The 14597-nt window shown below is 55.3% G+C and carries 17 protein-coding genes and 1 pseudogene; 12 read left to right on the top strand and 6 right to left on the bottom strand.

The window, feature by feature from the left end; translation table 11 throughout:
• Positions 1–60: 60 nt before the first annotated feature.
• The 5 genes from ACY4LX_RS11700 (at position 61) to ACY4LX_RS11680 (ending at position 5146) form a co-directional block, all read left to right on the top strand.
• Positions 61–2331, top strand: a complete 2271-nt coding sequence (locus ACY4LX_RS11700; RefSeq protein ID WP_463259965.1) for a heavy metal translocating P-type ATPase — start codon at positions 61–63, stop codon at positions 2329–2331.
• Between the two features lie 114 nt (positions 2332–2445).
• Entirely contained in the window at positions 2446–2718 is a 273-nt protein-coding gene (locus tag ACY4LX_RS11695; protein WP_463259964.1) for a heavy-metal-associated domain-containing protein, read from the top strand.
• A gap of 730 nt (positions 2719–3448) precedes the next feature.
• Positions 3449–3724, top strand: a complete 276-nt coding sequence (locus ACY4LX_RS11690) for a metal/formaldehyde-sensitive transcriptional repressor (RefSeq protein ID WP_101209382.1) — start codon at positions 3449–3451, stop codon at positions 3722–3724.
• A gap of 20 nt (positions 3725–3744) precedes the next feature.
• Positions 3745–4677 (top strand): CDF family Co(II)/Ni(II) efflux transporter DmeF, encoded by a 933-nt coding sequence (gene dmeF / locus ACY4LX_RS11685; protein WP_463259963.1) that lies wholly within the window; start codon positions 3745–3747, stop codon positions 4675–4677.
• Positions 4678–4813: 136 nt separating this feature from the next.
• A complete protein-coding gene (locus tag ACY4LX_RS11680) occupies positions 4814–5146 on the top strand; it encodes a hypothetical protein (RefSeq protein WP_101209384.1) in 333 nt (110 codons plus the stop codon).
• Positions 5147–5358: 212 nt separating this feature from the next.
• Here ACY4LX_RS11680 and ACY4LX_RS11675 read toward each other — a convergent pair whose 3' ends face one another.
• Together ACY4LX_RS11675 and ACY4LX_RS11670 are read right to left on the bottom strand one after the other, a co-directional pair.
• Positions 5359–6000 (bottom strand): DUF1109 domain-containing protein, encoded by a 642-nt coding sequence (locus ACY4LX_RS11675; RefSeq protein WP_463259962.1) that lies wholly within the window; start codon positions 5998–6000, stop codon positions 5359–5361.
• A complete protein-coding gene (locus ACY4LX_RS11670; protein WP_463259961.1) occupies positions 5997–6569 on the bottom strand; it encodes a sigma-70 family RNA polymerase sigma factor in 573 nt (190 codons plus the stop codon). Before ACY4LX_RS11670 ends, ACY4LX_RS11675 begins: the two co-directional genes overlap by 4 nt.
• A 264-nt stretch (positions 6570–6833) precedes the next feature.
• Between ACY4LX_RS11670 and ACY4LX_RS11665 the strand changes: the two genes are divergently transcribed.
• The 5 genes from ACY4LX_RS11665 (at position 6834) to ACY4LX_RS11645 (ending at position 10173) form a co-directional block, all read left to right on the top strand.
• A complete protein-coding gene (locus tag ACY4LX_RS11665) occupies positions 6834–7124 on the top strand; it encodes a BufA1 family periplasmic bufferin-type metallophore (RefSeq protein WP_101209387.1) in 291 nt (96 codons plus the stop codon).
• A gap of 28 nt (positions 7125–7152) precedes the next feature.
• Positions 7153–8007 (top strand): MNIO family bufferin maturase, encoded by an 855-nt coding sequence (bufB, locus tag ACY4LX_RS11660; RefSeq protein ID WP_463259960.1) that lies wholly within the window; start codon positions 7153–7155, stop codon positions 8005–8007.
• Positions 8004–8768, top strand: a complete 765-nt coding sequence (locus tag ACY4LX_RS11655) for an HvfC/BufC family peptide modification chaperone (protein ID WP_463259959.1) — start codon at positions 8004–8006, stop codon at positions 8766–8768. Before bufB ends, ACY4LX_RS11655 begins: the two co-directional genes overlap by 4 nt.
• A gap of 33 nt (positions 8769–8801) precedes the next feature.
• A complete protein-coding gene (locus ACY4LX_RS11650) occupies positions 8802–9275 on the top strand; it encodes a DoxX family protein (RefSeq protein WP_463259958.1) in 474 nt (157 codons plus the stop codon).
• 151 nt (positions 9276–9426) lie between these two features.
• Positions 9427–10173, top strand: coding sequence for a YkgJ family cysteine cluster protein (locus tag ACY4LX_RS11645; RefSeq protein ID WP_463259957.1), 747 nt, complete (start codon positions 9427–9429; stop codon positions 10171–10173).
• Positions 10174–10230: 57 nt separating this feature from the next.
• On the opposite strand, the gene ACY4LX_RS11640 is transcribed toward ACY4LX_RS11645, so the two are convergent.
• The 4 genes and pseudogenes from ACY4LX_RS11640 to ACY4LX_RS11625 form a co-directional block, all read right to left on the bottom strand.
• On the bottom strand, positions 10231–10929 hold the full coding sequence (locus tag ACY4LX_RS11640) for a glutathione binding-like protein (RefSeq protein ID WP_463259956.1): 699 nt from the start codon (positions 10927–10929) through the stop codon (positions 10231–10233).
• A gap of 12 nt (positions 10930–10941) precedes the next feature.
• Positions 10942–11619, bottom strand: a complete 678-nt coding sequence (locus ACY4LX_RS11635) for a glutathione S-transferase family protein (protein ID WP_407012569.1) — start codon at positions 11617–11619, stop codon at positions 10942–10944.
• Between the two features lie 21 nt (positions 11620–11640).
• Complete coding sequence (locus ACY4LX_RS11630; RefSeq protein WP_463260582.1) at positions 11641–12054, bottom strand: TetR family transcriptional regulator C-terminal domain-containing protein; 414 nt, start codon at positions 12052–12054, stop codon at positions 11641–11643.
• Positions 12055–12093: 39 nt separating this feature from the next.
• A pseudogene (locus ACY4LX_RS11625) lies at positions 12094–12252 on the bottom strand (TetR/AcrR family transcriptional regulator); the annotation flags it as partial.
• A gap of 198 nt (positions 12253–12450) precedes the next feature.
• Between ACY4LX_RS11625 and ACY4LX_RS11620 the strand changes: the two are divergent.
• Both ACY4LX_RS11620 and bla read left to right on the top strand, forming a co-directional pair.
• Positions 12451–13317 (top strand): patatin-like phospholipase family protein, encoded by an 867-nt coding sequence (locus ACY4LX_RS11620; protein WP_463259955.1) that lies wholly within the window; start codon positions 12451–12453, stop codon positions 13315–13317.
• Positions 13318–13553: 236 nt separating this feature from the next.
• The gene (gene bla / locus ACY4LX_RS11615; protein WP_463259954.1) at positions 13554–14453 is read left to right on the top strand and encodes a class A beta-lactamase; all 900 of its coding nucleotides are present in this window, start codon (positions 13554–13556) and stop codon (positions 14451–14453) included.
• Positions 14454–14597: the final 144 nt, after the last annotated feature.

Below are 14597 nucleotides of genomic sequence, written 5' to 3'. Positions count from 1 at the left end.
CACGGCCCAATACAGAACTCTGAACCCCAACCCACCGGCTCCCATGACCCGGTATGTGGCATGACCGTCAGCAACGACAGCCAGTTCAGCACGGAATATGAGGGGGAAAACTACCGGTTCTGCAGCCAGAAATGCCAAACGACCTTCAGGGCAGCGCCCGAGCGTTATCGAATATCTCAACTGAAAATCGAACAAATCCCTCAGACAACAGCAGAACCGTTAACGGGTACCGCTGAATACACATGTCCCATGCATCCGGAAATTCGCCAGATCGGCCCCGGCGTCTGCCCTAAGTGCGGCATGACCTTAGAGCCGGTGATTCCCGAATTGGAGGAAGAAGAGAACTTAGAACTCAAGGACTTCACCCGGCGCTTCTGGTGGACATTGCCACTGACGGTGATCGTAACCGTGCTCGCCATGGGCGGCCATGCCTTGGTGCTGTTTCACGGCCCCACGCAAAACTGGATCGAGCTGGGACTGGCCACACCCGTGGTGCTTTGGGCTGGCTGGCCGTTTTATGTGCGCGGCGTGCGCTCGGTTATTCAGCGAAGTCCGAACATGTGGACGCTAATCGGCCTCGGCACGGCGGCGGCTTTCCTTTACAGCGTCGTGGCCACCCTGACCCCCGATGTATTCCCCAACAACTTCATGATGGAGGGCCGCATCGGTGTGTACTTCGAAGCGGCGGCTGTGATCATCTCACTGACCCTTCTCGGCCAGATGCTTGAGCTTAAGGCTCGCTCGCAAACCTCGGCTGCCATCAAGTCGCTGCTTGGACTGGCCCCAAAAACTGCCCGTCGAATCAATGCCGACGGCACGGAAGAAGACATCCCACTGACACACGTACACAGCGGCGACACATTACGTGTGCGTCCGGGCGAAAAAGTGCCTGTCGACGGCCAGGTGTTGCAAGGCGAAAGCGCTGTAGATGAGTCGATGCTCACCGGCGAGCCAATACCGATAATGAAAAGGGCCGGCGACGCGCTGATCGGAGCCACCCTCAACATTCACGGCAGTCTGGTGATGCAGGCGCAGAAGATAGGGTCGGCGACCCTGCTCGCACAGATTGTGCAGATGGTTGTGCAGGCACAGCGCTCAAAAGCGCCGATGCAACGGCTGGCAGACGTGATTGCCAGTTACTTCGTGATCGTTGTGATTGCTATCGCCGCGCTGACTCTACTCGGCTGGGGGCTGTGGGGGCCCGAGCCAAGTTGGGTGTTCGGACTGATCAACGCTGTCGCGGTCATGATCATCGCCTGTCCCTGTGCCCTTGGCCTAGCGACACCGATGTCAGTCATGGTTGCCACCGGCAAGGCTGCTGGCAGCGGCGTATTGTTTCGCGATGCCGCCGCCATCGAAAACCTGCGCAAGATAGACATCTTGATAGTCGACAAAACCGGCACCCTCACTGAAGGTCGACCAGCGTTCCATAGCGTCGAGGCCGTACCCGGATTTACTCAGGATGAAGTGTTGCGCCTGGCCGCAAGTCTCGATCAGGGCAGTGAGCATCCATTGGCCCACGCCATCGTCGAACAGGCTCGTGCCGCAGGGCTAAAACTGATGACACCTGAAACCTTCGAGTCAGCCTCAGGTATTGGTGTAAGCGGTCAGGTCGAGGGTCGTCGCCTGATGCTAGGCAATACCGCGTTGATGCAGGAGGCCGGCGTTTCCACCGAGAGCTTGCAAGTACATGCCGAGAAGCTACGCGGCGACGGTACGAGCATCATGTACCTGGCAGTCAATGGCGCCCTGGCGGGTTTGCTGGCTGTTGCCGACCCCATCAAACCCACCACGAAGCTGGCCGTCGAGCGTCTGCAGGCGGATGGCGTCAAGGTCATCATGGCCACTGGCGACGGCCTTACGACTGCTCGCTCGGTAGCTCGCCAGTTGGGCATCGAGGAGGTGCATGGCGAGGTTAAACCGCAAGATAAAGAACGTCTGGTGGCATCTCTGCAACAAGCCGGACACCGCGTGGCGATGGCCGGCGACGGTATTAATGATGCACCCGCATTGGCTCGCGCTGACGTAGGAATCGCCATGGGCACTGGCACTGACGTGGCGATGAACAGCGCCCAGGTCACCCTGGTCAAAGGCGATCTGCTCGGTATCCTGCGTGCTCGCAGCCTGTCAGTAGCAACGGTGAGAAATATGCACCAGAACCTGACCTTCGCCTTCCTTTACAACGCCATGGGCATCCCACTGGCTGCCGGCTTGTTCTATCCACTTACCGGTCACCTTCTGTCACCGCTCATTGCCGCACTGGCCATGAGCGTGAGCTCGGCGTCGGTGGTATTCAACGCCTTGCGTCTGCGCCAGGCTTCCATTGATTGAGTGAAAACGACCGCTTGACCTTGCCATGGCGGCAAGGTTGAGGATAAGCCAACGCCGCAGAAAAGCCTCATGCGTCAGTCTTTCCATGATCAACTTTATTGTGAGGAGTCACCAATGAAAACTGTTGAACTGCAAGTCCAAGGCATGAGCTGTGGTTCATGTGTCAAACATGTCACCGAAGCGCTGCGCCCACTTGAAGGAGTCAGGGACGTAACAGTGGATCTACAAGCCGGACGGGTGAAGGTCAGCGGCGATTCGGACAGCCATGCGCTGCTTGCAGCCCTTGAGAACGCGGGCTATCCAGCACAGATGTCGACAGTGGAAAGCGTAGCGAGTAAGAAAACCTCGGGCTGTGGCGGGAACGGCGGCGGTTGCTGCTGTCAGTAAACGTTACTCGCATGAATATCGGTCTGCGTAACGCTTTGTTCACGACACTGCTCATGACCAGAGCGGCATTAGCCGCTGAAGTCATCAACGTTTAACCAACCCTGCTTGCGTCTGATAATCCTGAGTCGCTTTAGTCAGATGCTTGAACCGTCGTCATCAGAGATATTCCTTCTCTTCGCGAATGTCGACCTCGCCCATCACTCCTAAGTAGATCTTGCGACAAGGGATCTTGGTGATGAATCCGCTTTCGAAAAGCATCCCAGGTATTTGCGATAATACGCTGGACGCCTCACATCTCTCGGTCAGCGGGTTCATTACCTATGCAACTAATGAATCGAGGTCAAAGTCCTGCGTTGCCACAAATGGCCCGGCGTGAGCGCACCCTTCAAAACAATATCCGAGGTTATGCATAACTTCGCCTGCCTTGACGATCATGACACCACCTTGAAGTTGTGCAGAGATCCTCACGAACGGCACACGGCCATTACTGCAACACCCTTGGTGCTGGCCTTGCGAAAGTCGCAAAAATTCGCGCAGGCTCGCACGCCTATTGCCACGCTGAAAAATAGCAGGTGCGTGCCGAGAGGTCACGGCTGGTCAGCATCCAAAAGCGTCCATCGCGTCAAACTCTGATCACGTCAGAAGTCCGAATCAAGTGATCATCGCCGAACCAACCTTGCATAAGGGGGGGGCGGTATGTAATTATTTGTATAGGTAAGGGGGGTATCCTATGGGTCATGTAGCATCAAATAAAGACGATCTGCTCAAGCGAGTGAAGCGCATCGCTGGTCAGATCCAAGCGGTTGAACGGGCTCTTGAGTCAGATCACGACTGTGCCAAGACGCTCCATCTTGTGGCCGCCACGCGCGGGGCCATCAACGGCCTGATGGACGAAATCATCGAAGATCACGCCAGGGAGCATGTTGCCAATCCTGCGCTGAGCGATGAAGAGCGCGCCAAGGGCGTCGAAGAGCTTCTCGAAGCCATTCGACGTTATTCCAAGTGATGAACGCAGGCTTGAATTCCATGACCAGCACCACCGGCTTCACCCACGAGCACGTATTTCTCGGGTCGGCACACGATGAGAATGCAAAGCGCACCCTTTGGGTGGTGATACTTACCGTTGTGATGATGGTCGGTGAGATTGCCGCTGGGTACTTCACAGGATCGATGGCGCTACTCGCGGACGGTTTCCATATGGCAACCCACGCCGGTGCGTTGGGAATCGCATTTGCGGCCTATGCGTATGCCAAGCGCAACGCATCCAGCTCCCGCTTCAGCTTCGGCACCGGTAAAGTTGGAGACCTGGGCGGCTTTGCGTCAGCGCTCATTCTGGGGCTTGTAGCTCTGGGAATCGGGGTTGAGTCCGTCATTCGACTGCTCCAGCCGACTGAAGTCCAGTTCGGGACGGCAACGCTGATCGCCATCGTTGGCCTCGCGGTCAACATAGTGAGCGCTCTACTGCTCGGTCACGGTCACAGCCATGGCCATGGCCACGATCATCACGAGCACGACCATAGCCCTCACGGCAGCGATAACAACCTCAGATCTGCGTACATCCACGTGATTGCAGATGCCTTGACATCCGTTCTTGCAATTGCCGCCCTGCTCGCTGGGCGCTATCTCGGATGGGTCTGGCTTGATCCAGCGATGGGTATCGTCGGCGCCATTGTGATTGCACGATGGGCTTGGACTTTGATGGGCGCGACTGCCGGTGTTCTACTCGACCAAACTGATGATCACGTTGCTGAAGAAATCCGCGAACTGGTTGAGCAACCTGGTGACGCCAAGATTACCGACCTACACGTGTGGCGTGTTGGCCCAGAAGCCCACGCTGCCATTGTCAGTGTTCTTGGTGGCCCTACAACGAATGCGGATAGCATCCGTGATCGGTTGAAGGCTGTTCACGAAGTTAGCCACCTCACAGTTGAGTTTCGAGCAGCGTCGCCTACCATGTAGTGCTCAACGAAATCGGCAAGGCTCCTTCAATGGGAGCGTAGGCGCATGCCTTGCCTCAGCTGCTATTTCGGCAAATTGGTAACGGCCTCCTCGACTGTTAGTATTAGGCCAGCTACACATCCCCCACGAGAATCACATGAACCCAGAATTGACTGAAGAAGAGATGCGCCGAGCGCTCTTCGGCAGCCCCGCACCAGAAGAACAGGTGAGTGTCACTCCGGTACAAGCTCCTACGCCGGAGATCGCGCCAGCTCAACCGGCAATACCGCCGCAGAAAAAGAAGGTCGCGAAGACATTCACGCCTCGCTTGAAAGTGACTCTGCGCGTCGGCAACGAGTTTGAAGGCAAAACACACGAATTGATCCACGAGGCAGATACCCTGAGTACACTCCTGGCAGAGCAAGAAGCTGTTAAAGCAGCCAGGAAAAAATATCGATACGTGGAATTGGTTTCGGTCAAGTCAATGTAAAGCCACTAATTTGTCACTGATCCGTCGCTAGAAACACAGCTATATCCTTGACACGATGTTGAACCAATACGGTCAAAACCGGCCCTGCGCCATTGGATATGCGCGAAGGCAGCAACGGACGAATGTATGAAGAAAGCGTTCGGCAAATACATCTTTCGCGCCTGAAGCGAAACGCCATGAAGAGCAACCGATGCATTATCGACTATTAATTGCTACCAACGAAGCCACCGCTGTCCTAGTAACGCGCCTATAGCGGTCGGAACTAGCATGCCCAACATGTACCAAGCCCCCCAAAATGGAACCTCTATTTCAGGGCAATGCAGACAATAGGCGATCGTAGCCATCGCACCTGCCAACAGTCCACCACAGGCACCTGCCAGCGTCAGTCGCGTCGGAGCCAACCCGCGTAAGGCCCAAAAAACAGCGATGAATCCTGGAATCGAGAGCAAGGTAATGTTCATTGCGCATACCCGCCAAGTCTTACCCAGAATGATCGCGACGCGCGTATCGGGAGCTGCGGTCACAAGGACATACAGGGTACCGGCCCACACCGCTGCCACCGCTGTACCGATCAAAAATTCTCCGGAGCCCGGAGTTACTCCAGGTCTTGCCAGTCGCGTCACCACGCTCAAAGTGCCGATCATCAGGCACAGCGGAAAGGCGATCTTCGCCCAGAAAATCGGCGTTGCTGCCACAGTGGCCAGGTCTGGACGAACGCCCAATATGATCGTCACCAGCAAAGTGGCAACCACCAGCCCCGCCAGCACCGCGACACTGAAGCGCTTGGTAAGTGCATGCCGGTCGACCGGGGTGACCCCGGAAGCGAGCATGCCAATAAAATCATCAGTTTTCATAATGTACCTCTAATCTTCAGCGCCAGCGCTTTAAGCCCGCGATGTACGCCGATCTTAACGGCTGACTCCGACAACCCTGTCATTTGCGCAGTTTCGGTGACGGACAATCCTTCAAGCTTCACGTGCATGATCGGCAGGCGCTGACGCTCAGGTAATTGCTCAAGCAACTTGCCCAGGTCGCGACTGGCCTGCGCCGGTTCAAGGAGAGGCTCGGCAAACAGTTCCGCCGAGTCGTCCAGGGTGTCGTTGAAGACCTCATGGCGCGACCGTCCTCGGAAAAAGTCTGTGAGCTTGTAGCGGGTGATGGCAAAAACCCACGCCGTCAGTGGCTGATCCACCCGATACGTCTGGCGACCGTTATGCACGGCCAACAGCACCTCTTGCAGCAAGTCCTCGACTTCACTGGGTTGCCGCTGAAGCCTAGTTCGCAAAAAGCCGCGTACATGACCACTTAACGTCGATAGAAAGGTGCGATAAGCCCGTTCATCTCCTTCCAAACCTGCAAGAAACAGCGCCTGGAGATGTCTCTCTCGGCTACGTAACGCGTCGTTATGTGTAGTTCGTTCCATCGTCCGCCCTGGTTACACGAAGGGTGAAAATATTTTTTGTACTTATACGACGCCAGTGCTGATGACGGGCAATGGATGATGCTTGCGCTCAAGGACATAAGGCAACAATCGGTCTCGTTTGCGGCTTATGAAAAGTTTTTGAAAAATATTTTGTGGTGGCTGTAACCGGAAAGGAAAAGTCAGCGAACTACCTTTCGGATCGCAAGCACAGCGCACTCCTGCACTGATGCATCGACCCGTCCTTATGATCCCGGAGAAACAGCCATGAACAATCTGAAACTTGCCGCCCTCGCCGTTGCCTTTTCTTCCTTCGCTGCCGGCGCCATTGCCGCAGAGACCCCAACCGCAGCCGGTTCCATGGATAAAGCAGGCGCGATGGAAAAATGTTACGGCGTTGCCATGGCTGGTCACAACGATTGCAAAGCCGGCGCCGGCACCACCTGTGCTGGCACTGCCAAAATGGATTACCAACCTAACGCCTGGAAAAACGTTCCAGTCGGTACTTGCACCACTATCAAGACACCAAAAGGCACCGGCACTCTTACAGCAATGTAACGTCAACACCACGGGGCACACGCCAGCCATGAACAAACATTTCCAGATCGGGGCCGGACTCGGCCTCAAACCGAACCACTATGAGGACGCCCTCGAGTGTACCGCCGAGGGTCTCTGGTTCGAAGTTCATCCGGAAAACTACATGGTTGGTGGTGGCCCCCGTTTGGCATGGTTAGAGGCCATTGGCGAGCGACACCCACTGTCGTTGCACGGTGTCTCGCTCTCGCTGGCGGCGGACTGTCCGCCGGACGAGGAGCATTTGAAACGCCTGAAAATGCTCGCGGATCGCGTTCAACCTACATTGATTTCCGAGCACCTCGCGTGGTCAGCGTGGCGTGGCCAATACCATCCTGACTTGCTGCCATTTCCGCGTACCGAGGAAGCCTTGCAGCGCATCACAGGCAATATTCAACGCACCCAGGATGCCCTTAGACGCCAGATCGCCATCGAAAACCCGACCCACTATTTACAACTTGAAGGTCATGAATACAGCGAACTCGACTTTCTGACTGAGCTGAGTCAGCGAACGGGCTGCGGATTACTGCTGGATGTAAATAACGTGCACATCAGCGCCCACAACCTGGAATTCGATGCAGCGGCCTACCTGGACGCCTTCCCGGCGTCGGCGATCATGGAAATCCATCTGGCCGGATACGCCGTGGATCCTGGCAACTCCACGTTATTGATTGATACCCACGACGCCCCTGTAGCCGAGGACGTCTGGACGTTGTATCGACGTCTGATTGAGCGGATCGGCCAGCGTCCGACACTGATTGAACGTGATGACCATATCCCTGGCTTCGACGCTTTACTGGCCGAACGCAACCGAGCACAAAGCGTGCTGAACCTTGGGCAAAACCAGCGATTGAAGGTGGCGATATGAAGCCGTCGCTCGCGAGCTTTCAGGATGCATTCGTGGATGCGTTGTATGGCACCGAATCATCCCTCATGGACTCTCTTACCACTCAGCCCGGTTTTACGGTGTATCGCAATACGGTGCTCAAGGGCACAACCGATGCGCTACTCGCCAATTTTCCGACTATAGAACGCCTGGTGGGCACTGACTGGCTCAGGAGTGCAGCCGCGATACACGCACGCCTATCGCCGCCAACGGATGCCCGGTTGCTGCACTACGGCGCCGACTTCCCCGGCTTTCTCGACAGTTTCGCGCCTGCGCAAGACATGCCTTATCTGGGCGACGTTGCGCGTCTAGATCTGCTCTGGACACAGGTGCATTGCGCCATTGATGAACCGGGGCTGGCACTGAACGATTTGTCGCAGTTTCCCGCTATGGAACTTGGCAACCTCCAGCTAAAACCACGAACCTCCAGCCGTTGGATTTGGATGCCCGATTGTCCGGCCTACACGATATGGCGTGACAATCGCGAACAACTGGAAACGCCTGAAGAACTCGAATGGCAAGGTGAAGGCGCGCTGCTGACACGTAAAGCCGGTCGCGTGCATTGGCAAGCCGCCAGCGTTGCGGACTGCGCGTTTCTTGATGCTTGCGCAGAGCAACTGCCTCTCGACCTCGCAGCAGACAAGGCCATTGAAGTAGAGCCAGGGCTGAATCTAGAAAATCTTATTTTCCGCCTCGTGGGTGCCGATGCATTCGCTGCGATGGACTTGGGGCGACCCTTCTAAAAACTGATTGCTGAATCATCAACGGAGCAAGCCATGGACACCCTCCAAACCCGTTCACCTGCCGCTGACCGCTCCCTGCGGGGTCTCTGGAATCGCGTTGCGAATCGACTGGGCACTCTCATCGGCGATTCGTTTTTGGTGCTGGTGGCGCGCATCGCCATCGCCGCCATTTTCTTCATGTCCGGACGCACCAAAGTCACGGACTTTCTGACAATCACACCGAGCACCTATGAACTGTTCCGCACGGAATACGCATTGCCGTTGATCTCTCCAGAATTGGCAGCACACCTTTCGACGTACAGCGAGCATCTGTTTCCCGTGCTTCTGGTGCTGGGCCTGTTTACCCGTTTATCAGCATTGGCATTGCTGGGCATGACCTTTGTCATCGAGGTGTTTGTCTACCCAGATGCCTGGCCAACCCATCTTTCTTGGGCAGGCCTGCTGCTTCTCATCGTTGCGCGCGGGGCTGGATCACTTTCGCTGGATAGACGACTGGGTATTCGATGAAACCTTCACTATGGAGCATGGTTTCAGACAGCAGTCTTGTTGAAGGTTTTCGGCAACCTGTGTATCGCCAAACGCTTCGTCCTCGGTGCGATGCAAATCACGCCAATACAACGCCCGCCTTCCGTAAGGCTGCAACTTCCAGGTCATTAATATGCAAAGCAATGCCGTCCGATTTTCATGTGTAGGCTGCGGTATTTGCTGCAAAGGCAGACTGATACCGTTGACGTTGACTGAAGCGCAACAATGGTTGAACCGGGGGCATGACGTCGCGGTGATTGTCGAGGCCTTCGACGAGTCGAACTGGCCTCGTTCATCTCAGGAATTCGCACACGCCAGAGGTCGGTCGGTGAGTGTACGTTGCGGTGATTCCCGGATAAACGTCATCGCCGTATTTGCTGGTAAAGCCCTCGAGCAATGTCCCAACCTCAGAGCGGATAATCTGTGCGACATCTACGAAGAGCGCCCATTGGTTTGCCGAATTTATCCGATGGAAATCAACCCATTCATCCCGTTACGCCATGACAACAAGGTGTGCCCGCCAGAAGCGTGGGAGAGCAACGACATTCTCTGTACCGATGGACGTGCCGATCCGGCGCTGGAGGCGCTCATCCATAAGTCTCGGCAAGCAGACAAATCCGACGCCTCAAGCAAGGTCGCCATCTGTGCGCAACTGGGATTGAATGTGACGAGTTGGAAAGACAATGCGCTGGCCGTTTACTTCCCGCAGAGGACAAAACTGCTGGAGGCGATTGCCAGCGCCACAGGTGATCCAGAGGATAATCCCGATTACGAGTGGCAAGTGCGGGTCGATGATCCATCACTACGTGAACGATTGGTCATGGCGAATCTGTCGATGGCTGCCAATAATTCCACCGATTACATCTTCCATACTTTATGAACTGCCTTCACAGACCGACCATAAATGTATCCTGGACTGCTCTACACCAAAGATCGTTTATCGAACCGTGCTCGCATCCTGATTGAATAGCAGCTTGCGGGTTTCTTCATCGACCACCGGTGCAATGTTGATCTGTTCCGCCAACGCGTAAGCACGCTTTGTCGCAGGTCGATTAGCTATACGCTCAAACCAACGAGCCAAATGAGGGAAGTCGGCAAGGTCTTGCTGCTGCCGTTTGTAAGGGACAATCCATGGGTAGCTCGCCATGTCGGCAATGCTGTAGTCGCCAGCAATGTAGTCACGGCCATCCGCTAAGTGTTTATTCAACACGCCATACAACCGAGCGGTTTCCTTGATGTAGCGCTCCTGCGCATAGGCAATCGGCTCCGGAGCGTATTGGACGAAGTGATGGTTCTGTCCTGCCATTGGGCCCAACCCGCCCATCTGCCAGAACAGCCACTGCAAGGCTTCATTACGGCCTCGCAGATCATCAGGAATGAACTGATGAGTTTTGTCTGCCAGGTACAACAAAATGGCGCCCGACTCAAAGATCGACAACGGTTGACCACCTTCTAGCGGTTCATGATCGACAATGGAAGGAATACGGTTATTGGGTGCGATGTTCAGAATCGACGGACTGAACTGCTCCCCCTTTCCAATGTTCACTGGCACGATGCGATAAGGCTGCCCTGACTCCTCGAGGAACAGAGTGATCTTGTGCCCGTTAGGAGTAGTCCAGTAATACAAGTCGATCATGAACTGGAGCCTCTACTGAGAAATCTGCGGGAACATTGCCTTGCGAGCGTCAGCATCCATCTCTGTCTTGTAACTGTGCTGGGTCTTCAGCGCTTCAGCACGCTGGGCAGCCGGCCGCGCATTGATGTCGTCGAGAAGCCGTTTGACGTTTGGAAGTTTTTCCCACGCCTGTTCACCCAAAATGAACGGTACTGCACGCGCCCAACCCCAGACGGCCATATCCACCAACGTGTACTCGCTGCCTAGCATGTAAGGCTGGTTCGCCAGGCGATCGTTGATAATCGACCAGTGACGCCAGGCCTCAAAGGTGTAGCGAGTCACGGCGTAGTCTTTCGGTTCTGGTGCGAAGTGTTTGAAATGTACCGCCTGGCCAGAATACGGGCCAATGCCAGTCGCAACAAACATGAGCCAGGTATACATTTCGCCGCGTATTTTGAGGTTGTCGGCAGGCAGGAACTTCCCGCTCTTTTCGGCCAAATAAAGCAGTATCGCGTTGCTGTCGAACACTACGTTCTCGCCGTCGACCAAAGCCGGCGTCTTGGCATTGGGGTTGATCTTGAGAAACGCCGGATCGTGTTGCTCCCCCTTTCGCGTATCGACAGGGATGAGCTCGTACTCAAGACCCGCTTCCTCCAGAAAAAGAGCGACTTTCGCGGGGTTGGGCGACGGGTGATAGTAGAACTTGATCATGTTGACTCCGTACAGTGGCTTTCAATGAGTGTCGCAGAGCGCCAGGGGCGGAAGCCCAAGGCTGTTGAGTGCAATACCAATAGCGTCTGTTACACACGCAGGATCCGGGTTGATCCGTGCCAACACGCGAATCCCAAACAATATGCTGAGCAAATGATGAGCGCCCTGTTTTGCACCGATCCCTGTGGCGGCTTCGCCTTGCAAGCTGAGTGCACGTAGGCGGCTTTCAAAAAAACTGCGGATGCTCTCAAGTTCTTCTGTCACGGCCTGACGCAAGTCTTCGTCCTCTGCATTCATTTCGAGAGCAGAGTTCACCAGCAGGCATCCACGATTCAGCGGATCGTTCAGGGTGCGATACAGCACTTCTGCAAAGAAACCGGTAATGGCCAATCCTGGATCTGGCAACCCCTCCAGGCGTCGAATGCGCTCACGCACGCCGCACTCCAGATAGTGCTCAAGCGCGCGACGATAAAGACTGCGCTTATCGCCAAAAGCGTTGTAAAGGCTTGGCTGGTTGAGACCTGTGCATCGGACAAGGTCTCTGGTTGAAGTGCCCTCGTATCCCTGAGTCCAAAATGCCTCGACTACGGAGGTTAGAACCTTTGATTCATCGAATGTACGAGGCCGGGCCATTGACTGGGATGCTCTGCAGGTTTGTCGTAGACGGTAACACAGGTTTTGTATCGATCGACACAAAATAAAATTAGCACCTGACCACACGACTCACCTACCGGGCGGGCGTTCCAATGGCGCTAGCGTTGGGATTGGGGAAGTGCATTCTCACCAGCTACGCTTGTAATGTCTGAAGCGCGTAACCATTGGAGGTTTACTATGCCCACGGTAAAAACTGCACTCGTCCTCGCGGGTGGCGGTAGCCTGGGAGCTGTTCAGGTTGGCATGTTGCAAGCACTGGTCGAGGCGCAGGTTTCATTTGACCTGGTGGTGGGTGCGTCGGTCGGTGCCATCAACGGTGCGTACTTCGCCGCCAAACCGAACGCGCAGGGAGTGGCGGAACTAGCGAACTTCTGGCGAGGCTTGCGCAAGGACGATGTGTTCCCATTCTCGGTAATCGACACGCTCACGGCGATACTGCAGCGACGCGGGCATCTGCTGCGCGCGTCAGCATTACAACGCCTGGTGCGCCGATCGCTGCCGGTCGAGCTGATCGAAGACACTGAATTGCCACTGCATATCGTCACCACCAATCTGCTCAGCGGTGCCGAAGAACTGCTGTCCAGCGGCAATGCCGAACAGGCGTTGCTCGCCAGTGCTGCAATTCCGCTGGTGTTTCCGACCGTGCGAATCGGCGAGAAGTTCTTGATCGACGGCGGTGTAGCCAGCAATACGCCGATTGCCAGTGCGGTTGCGCTGGGGGCAACGCGCGTCGTGGTGGTGCCCACCGGATTCGGTTGTGCTTGCCCGAAGCCACCGCTCGGGCTCGTGGCGCTAGCCCTGCACACACTGAATCTGATGAGCATGCGCCAACTGGTTCGAGACATTGAATTGTACGCCTCGCGGGCCTCTATCCATGTCGTTGCTCCATTGTGCCCTCTAAATGCATCAGTGTTCGATTTCAGCCAAACCGATCAATTGCTACAACGTGCCTATCAATCGACCCAAACGTGGATCGAAGAAGGCGGGCTGATTCGTACAGGGGTGCCGGATTCTCTACAGGCTCACACCCATCACGTTGATTAGGTAAATAGCCCTCCCCACCTAAACATATTTGCACTGCTGGCTGCTGCCAACTGCATTCATCCCGCTGGGTTTTACGAAATCAGTGACCATTCAATGTGCGGTTTTAAATAGCGGTGGCGCCCCGATAAAACAGGCGGAAACTTCCGGATATATAACACCCTAGCAGTACAGGAGAATGAACTATACCTTCTGGTATAATTCAGAACTCAACTTTAATACTTCATAGGCGCCTCTTCATGCCGACATTTTCACGCCGCCAGATTATCGCATCGATGACGGCAGCCAGTGCTGCATTCGCCATCCAGGCACCTGCGTTGGCCATTACAGCCCCTTCACCCACCGCTGCAAACGACATCGAGATACAACTGCAAAAACTTGAGCGCGAGCATGGAGGAAGGCTGGGCGTCGCACTGATGAACTGCTCCACAGGGGCCATCGCTAGCCATAGAGGCAATGAGCGATTCCTTTTCAATAGCACTAGCAAGCTATTCATCGCAGCGGCAGTGCTGGCAAGGGTCGACAGCGGTGAAGAGACCTTTGATCACCGCCTCGTAGTCAGTGAGTCAGACCTTGGTGGGTGGACACCCATCACCGAGAAACAACTCGGCGAGCCAGGCATAACAGTCGCAGAGCTATGTCAGGCAGCCGTAGCGTGGAGCGACAATGCAGCCGCCAACGTTTTGATTCGAAGCGTTGGTGGCCCGGAAGCAGTCACCGCATATTTGCGCTCTATTAGTGACGATACCACCAGGTTGGATCGTTACGAGCCAGACCTCAATGAACATGATCATGAGGGTGATGAACGGGACACCACCACACCACTAGCCATGATGAAGACTTTACAGCTACTGCTGCTCGGGGAAGTGCTTTTGCCCTCTTCTCGGCATCAGCTAGCGGCATGGATGATAGAGGGCAAGACTGGGGGTGCTCGACTGCGGGCCGGTATGCCAGCATCCTGGTTGGTCGGAGAGAAAACCGGTACTAATGGAGTGGGCAATGCCAATGATATTGGTGTCGCCTGGCCTGCTGATCGGGGCGCCGTGATCGCAATTGCCTATACGTTTATGCCAAATGCATCGAAAGAGCAACGTGACAAAGCTATAGCATCAATCGGAAAGATAGCTTCCAACGTATGAGCCAAAACGGGGAGCGTAGTAAAGATATCTTTACTACGCTCCCATTAACGACGCTAGCCGTATGATGAAGCGACGTCTCGACGATATAAGGTATTCACAGCAGCTAAAAAGACAGGAAAGAGTTAGTGATCTGAGCGTGTTGAA

The sequence above is a fragment of the Pseudomonas sp. Emmai genome (assembly GCF_055179735.1).
Note: the sequence above shows the minus strand (reverse complement) of the source record. Positions and strands in the feature narration are given on the sequence as shown.

Excerpts from the sequence above, each read along its gene's own strand:
- bufB (WP_463259960.1), top strand. The coding sequence starts at position 7,153 with ATGAACAAACATTTCCAGATCGGGGCCGGACTCGGCCTCAAACCGAAC.
- ACY4LX_RS11675 (WP_463259962.1), bottom strand. The coding sequence starts at position 6,000 with ATGAAAACTGATGATTTTATTGGCATGCTCGCTTCCGGGGTCACCCCG.
- ACY4LX_RS11645 (WP_463259957.1), top strand. The coding sequence starts at position 9,427 with ATGCAAAGCAATGCCGTCCGATTTTCATGTGTAGGCTGCGGTATTTGC.
- ACY4LX_RS11700 (WP_463259965.1), top strand. The coding sequence starts at position 61 with ATGACCGTCAGCAACGACAGCCAGTTCAGCACGGAATATGAGGGGGAA.
- ACY4LX_RS11650 (WP_463259958.1), top strand. The coding sequence starts at position 8,802 with ATGGACACCCTCCAAACCCGTTCACCTGCCGCTGACCGCTCCCTGCGG.
- ACY4LX_RS11680 (WP_101209384.1), top strand. The coding sequence starts at position 4,814 with ATGAACCCAGAATTGACTGAAGAAGAGATGCGCCGAGCGCTCTTCGGC.
- dmeF (WP_463259963.1), top strand. The coding sequence starts at position 3,745 with ATGACCAGCACCACCGGCTTCACCCACGAGCACGTATTTCTCGGGTCG.
- bla (WP_463259954.1), top strand. The coding sequence starts at position 13,554 with ATGCCGACATTTTCACGCCGCCAGATTATCGCATCGATGACGGCAGCC.
- ACY4LX_RS11640 (WP_463259956.1), bottom strand. The coding sequence starts at position 10,929 with ATGATCGACTTGTATTACTGGACTACTCCTAACGGGCACAAGATCACT.
- ACY4LX_RS11665 (WP_101209387.1), top strand. The coding sequence starts at position 6,834 with ATGAACAATCTGAAACTTGCCGCCCTCGCCGTTGCCTTTTCTTCCTTC.
- ACY4LX_RS11690 (WP_101209382.1), top strand. The coding sequence starts at position 3,449 with ATGGGTCATGTAGCATCAAATAAAGACGATCTGCTCAAGCGAGTGAAG.
- ACY4LX_RS11635 (WP_407012569.1), bottom strand. The coding sequence starts at position 11,619 with ATGATCAAGTTCTACTATCACCCGTCGCCCAACCCCGCGAAAGTCGCT.
- ACY4LX_RS11670 (WP_463259961.1), bottom strand. The coding sequence starts at position 6,569 with ATGGAACGAACTACACATAACGACGCGTTACGTAGCCGAGAGAGACAT.
- ACY4LX_RS11655 (WP_463259959.1), top strand. The coding sequence starts at position 8,004 with ATGAAGCCGTCGCTCGCGAGCTTTCAGGATGCATTCGTGGATGCGTTG.
- ACY4LX_RS11695 (WP_463259964.1), top strand. The coding sequence starts at position 2,446 with ATGAAAACTGTTGAACTGCAAGTCCAAGGCATGAGCTGTGGTTCATGT.
- ACY4LX_RS11620 (WP_463259955.1), top strand. The coding sequence starts at position 12,451 with ATGCCCACGGTAAAAACTGCACTCGTCCTCGCGGGTGGCGGTAGCCTG.